This window comes from Halomonas sp. 3F2F (genome assembly GCF_014897805.1).
In the GTDB taxonomy this organism is placed as follows: Bacteria; Pseudomonadota; Gammaproteobacteria; order Pseudomonadales; family Halomonadaceae; genus Vreelandella.
Genome location: NZ_JABUZE010000069.1, coordinates 1 through 3,710, shown reverse-complemented (window position 1 = coordinate 3,710; position 3,710 = coordinate 1). Strand labels below are relative to the sequence as shown.

The 3,710-nt window shown below is 45.8% G+C and carries 5 protein-coding genes and 1 pseudogene; 4 read left to right on the top strand and 2 right to left on the bottom strand.

Annotation, left to right across the window (positions count from 1 at the left end; genetic code table 11):
- Window positions 1-340 precede the first annotated feature (340 nt).
- Complete coding sequence (locus INT21_RS08435) at window positions 341-682, top strand: hypothetical protein (RefSeq protein WP_193085066.1); 342 nt, start codon at window positions 341-343, stop codon at window positions 680-682.
- A 276-nt stretch (window positions 683-958) separates the two neighbouring features.
- Entirely contained in the window at window positions 959-1,267 is a 309-nt protein-coding gene (locus INT21_RS08430) for a DUF7709 family protein (RefSeq protein WP_193068171.1), read from the top strand.
- 14 nt (window positions 1,268-1,281) lie between these two features.
- Here INT21_RS08430 and rlmF read toward each other — a convergent pair whose 3' ends face one another.
- Entirely contained in the window at window positions 1,282-2,226 is a 945-nt protein-coding gene (gene rlmF, locus INT21_RS08425; RefSeq protein WP_193068170.1) for a 23S rRNA (adenine(1618)-N(6))-methyltransferase RlmF, read from the bottom strand.
- 168 nt (window positions 2,227-2,394) lie between these two features.
- Between rlmF and INT21_RS08420 the strand changes: the two genes are divergently transcribed.
- Window positions 2,395-2,802, top strand: coding sequence for a hypothetical protein (locus tag INT21_RS08420; protein ID WP_193068169.1), 408 nt, complete (start codon window positions 2,395-2,397; stop codon window positions 2,800-2,802).
- Window positions 2,803-2,912: 110 nt separating this feature from the next.
- On the opposite strand, the gene soxR is transcribed toward INT21_RS08420, so the two are convergent.
- Window positions 2,913-3,374, bottom strand: coding sequence for a redox-sensitive transcriptional activator SoxR (gene soxR, locus INT21_RS08415; protein WP_193085065.1), 462 nt, complete (start codon window positions 3,372-3,374; stop codon window positions 2,913-2,915).
- A gap of 101 nt (window positions 3,375-3,475) precedes the next feature.
- On the opposite strand from soxR, the pseudogene INT21_RS08410 reads away from it, so the two are divergent.
- Window positions 3,476-3,670 (top strand): annotated as a pseudogene (locus INT21_RS08410) (VOC family protein); the annotation flags it as partial.
- Between the last annotated feature and the right edge of the window lie 40 nt (window positions 3,671-3,710).

The window sequence follows — 3,710 nt, the reverse complement described above, 5'->3', positions numbered from 1 at the left end:
TGACGTGAAGTAGGTCAACTACGTCGTAGGATGAACGCTTACTTCGCAACGCTTGGTTTGGAGGTCATATTTATGACATTGTCCGGATCGTTAACCCCACAAAAAAGCAAGGCATTGCTTATAAAACGGCTTCTTTTGTACTAAATCATGTTTTAACTAAACTAGGCCATCATCGAAATAAAGGTGTTTGTTATCCTTCTTGTGAAGCAGAAACTAATGTATTTTGAGCAATAGGTGATTTCTTCGGTTATGATAATTGTGCAATTGATACTTATGGGTCAGTCTCTTAGAATTTTGAGGCGAGGCTATGAGTTAAATAATACGAGGTGTTCGATTTTTTATGAAATATTTTAAATTTTTAATATATTTTTTTATGTTAATGGTGCTGGCTGTAGGGTTGCTGATGTTAGCTTATGCCTTGTTTATGAAATATAGCAGTACCGGCACGGGTTGCAATAATCTTTCGTATGAGGAAATTAAAAGTACTATTGATGGTTTTCATAATGATTTTCCACAAGTTTTTACAATGAGTGGGTTCCGTATGCAAGAAGGTTTCGAGTATATTGACGGAGACTCAGGAGATTTGATATTACAAAGTTTTGAGACGGACTCAGGATATTATCGAGCTGAAATCACATGTGACGGAGGTATTGATATAGACCCATGGTATAATGAAAGATAATTCTGGCTTTAATAAAGAATCTCCATAATTTGGGGTTGATGTTTTTAATATCAAACAATGTGCCGCCGTGGGTGTCATGGGCGTTGTTTAAGGGTTTGATCATCACGCTCTTGGCGTAGTTGACGCACTCGCACCCATTTATCCATGCTCGAATATCCGGCATTCATGGCTTCAGCCACTTCTCGATCAGTGTAATACTGATCGACTACCCGCTGTGCTGCTGCGAGAAAGCTGAGCTGTTTAAAAGTAGAGCCGCTTGAAAAAAGGAGAGTGCTAATGAAAAAAAGTGTTGAACATACGGAGCAGTTGGCCGCTGTAAATCAGAAAGTCGTTAGCGGTAGGGAAGTTCTTCCTTCGGTTCATCTCAAAGATGGCAGTAAGGTTCAGACGGGAACGGTTGCAACGATGCTATATAACATTAATCTTTATAACGCTGGCGAGCGAGGCCAAGTAGAAAAAGAGCTTGAACTTGCCGTTCCAACGCTTGTGAAGGTTGGTCTGTTTGACCTTTTTCCTATTGAGGACTGGATAGCGGGTGATAATCCCGGTCGAGTGCCGACTACCGCAGGCTGCCTGCAAGCATAAATCGCCTGCGCGGCTCAGATGAATGTCCAGGCCAATACCCTCGTAATCTTATTTCCCTGCTTCATCTCTATTTCCCGTATATCAACTGCACCAAGCTTACCAATCAACTTCTTGGCAGGTTTAACATTGTCTGCTTTGGAAACCAAGCTAGTAAACCAGCGGCATTGAGTTGAATACACCTTGCTTTCTCTTATGAGCTTTTTAAGAAACAGCTGTTCGCCTCCCTTACACCAAAGCTCTGCTCCCAATCCGCCAAAATTTAGGGTGGTGGATTGGTTTTTTACCTTTTGCTCACCGCGACTACGAGCGAGATTCTTGAGTTTAAGCCGGCTACCTTTAAGTGCTTCATCAAGCGAGGCATGGAAGGGTGGGTTGCATACGCTGACGTCAAAGAATTCACCAGTTTGAATGATTCCATCAAAAATGTGGTTTTTGTCGTGCTGTGTGCGCAGCGTGAAGCGTTCTTTGAGTGTGGGGTTGTTGGCGATAATCGTGGCTACATTCTCAAGCGACTGAGGATTAATGTCGCTACCAACACACTGCCAGCCGTAAATTTGGCAAGCCAGTATTGGGTAGATTCCATTTGCTCCAGTCCCTATGTCGAGCAGCTTGATACTGCGCTGTTCTAGCTCAGGCCCAATCTCCAGCAAGTCAGCCATGTAATGGATATAGTCAGCTCTGCCTGGGATTGGCGGGCAAAGCGCGCCCTCTGGAATATCCCAATCGACAATGTTGTAGTACCGGTTTAATAACGCAGCGTTGAGCGTTTTTACTGCCAATGGGTCTGCGAAATCAATGGAAAGGTCGCCATGCGCGTTCGGTTTTACATGGGAGGCTAGTGCTGGGTGGCCTGTTACGAGAGCCGGGAAGTCATAGCCTTGGTTGTGTCGATTCCTCGGGTGCAGGCCTTTGCGAACAGGCCTAGTTTGGCTTTTTTCACTTCGATGGGGGATGCTCACAGTAATACGCCCGAGGCTTAGAGTTCGATAATAGGGTGGGTCTGGCCTAGCCAGTGATTATAATCTTAATGGCTTTGACGTGCATGCTCGGCAGTTCGAGGGTAGCGACTCCCCGCTATTTTTCCCCTCGTACCACTTCATACAGTTCTGTACTAACTGGAAGACTCAATGAACCCTGTTATTCAAGAAGAAATATCCGGCTGTGGGATTGCTGCATGCGCCGCGCTTGCGGGCATTACCTACGTGCAGGCCAAAGCGACAGCTAATGCTTTGGGTATTTATGCCGAAGACACAGCGCTTTGGTCAGATACCGAATATGTCCGTAGGCTATTGTGTGCTTTGGGTATCACGGCTGCGCCAACAGAGACGCCATTCGACACCTGGGCGACTCTTCCAGATAAGGCACTATTGGCGATCAAGTGGCGCACGGAGCAAGGCAGGCCATTCTGGCATTGGGTGGTATTTGTTAGAACTGAGTGGGATGCTGTCGTTCTGGATTCCAAGAAAGCCTTGAAAACCAATATCCGTCGAGACTTTGGGCGTATCAAACCCAAGTGGTTCATTCGTGTAGATTAAGATGTAAGGGCTACTATTGAGGGCTATTTGAAGAGCTATTTTAAGGACTATTTTAAGGACTATTTTAAGGACTATTTTAAGGGCTATTTTAAGGAACCAGCGTTTGGTTCTTATCGGGCTCTGGCTTTTTGCTCTGCCTGATCGAGAAGTACAGGGCCGCTACCTGATTTAGCCAGTTTGTCGTCGGGGTTATAGAGCGGGCAACTAGTCATGCTCAGGCAACCACAGCCTATACATCCCGCTAGGTTATCGCGCAGTTTTTGCAGGTAAGCAATTCGGCCATCAAGCATCTGCTGCCAGTTTTTTGAAAGCAGCTGCCAGTCTTCAACTGTTGGCGTGCGGTTATTCGGTAATGATTCAAAGGCCTGCTTTATTTCCTCCAGGCTGACGCCAACTCTCTGTGCTGCTTTTATCACCGAAATTCGCCTTAGTACTTCTGGTTTATAACGCCGCTGATTGCCCGCATTACGCCAGCTGTGGATCAGCCCTTGCTGCTCGTAAAAGTGCAAGGTGCTTACTTTAATGCCGCAGCGCTTGGCAACCTTGCCAACACTCCAAATTGCTTCTGCCATTACTCACCTCATATTTTTTTGCCATTTTTTCCACAAACCACTTTACCTCAACTTAAGTTGAGGTTTTACCCTGGCATCTCACTTAACGCAAGGAGTCTCTTATGTACTTAGAACACGTTAATCTGGTGGTTACTGATATGGATGCCATGCTGGATTTTTACCGGGCAGTTTTTCCACACTGGCGGGTGCGGGATGAAGGCCATGGCGAGTGGTATGGCAAACCGCGTAAATGGGTGCACTTTGGTGACGATGAAAATTACTTGGCGTTAAGCGATCACGGCGAAGGGAAGAACCGGTGATTTTCAACCCAGTTGTCCAAATGGCTGCGCTTAAGCA

What these genes read in the sequence shown, in the direction of transcription:
- INT21_RS08435 (WP_193085066.1), top strand. Translation starts at nt 341, where the DNA reads ATGAAATATTTTAAATTTTTAATATATTTTTTTATGTTAATGGTGCTG.
- INT21_RS08430 (WP_193068171.1), top strand. Translation starts at nt 959, where the DNA reads ATGAAAAAAAGTGTTGAACATACGGAGCAGTTGGCCGCTGTAAATCAG.
- INT21_RS08420 (WP_193068169.1), top strand. Translation starts at nt 2,395, where the DNA reads ATGAACCCTGTTATTCAAGAAGAAATATCCGGCTGTGGGATTGCTGCA.
- soxR (WP_193085065.1), bottom strand. Translation starts at nt 3,374, where the DNA reads ATGGCAGAAGCAATTTGGAGTGTTGGCAAGGTTGCCAAGCGCTGCGGC.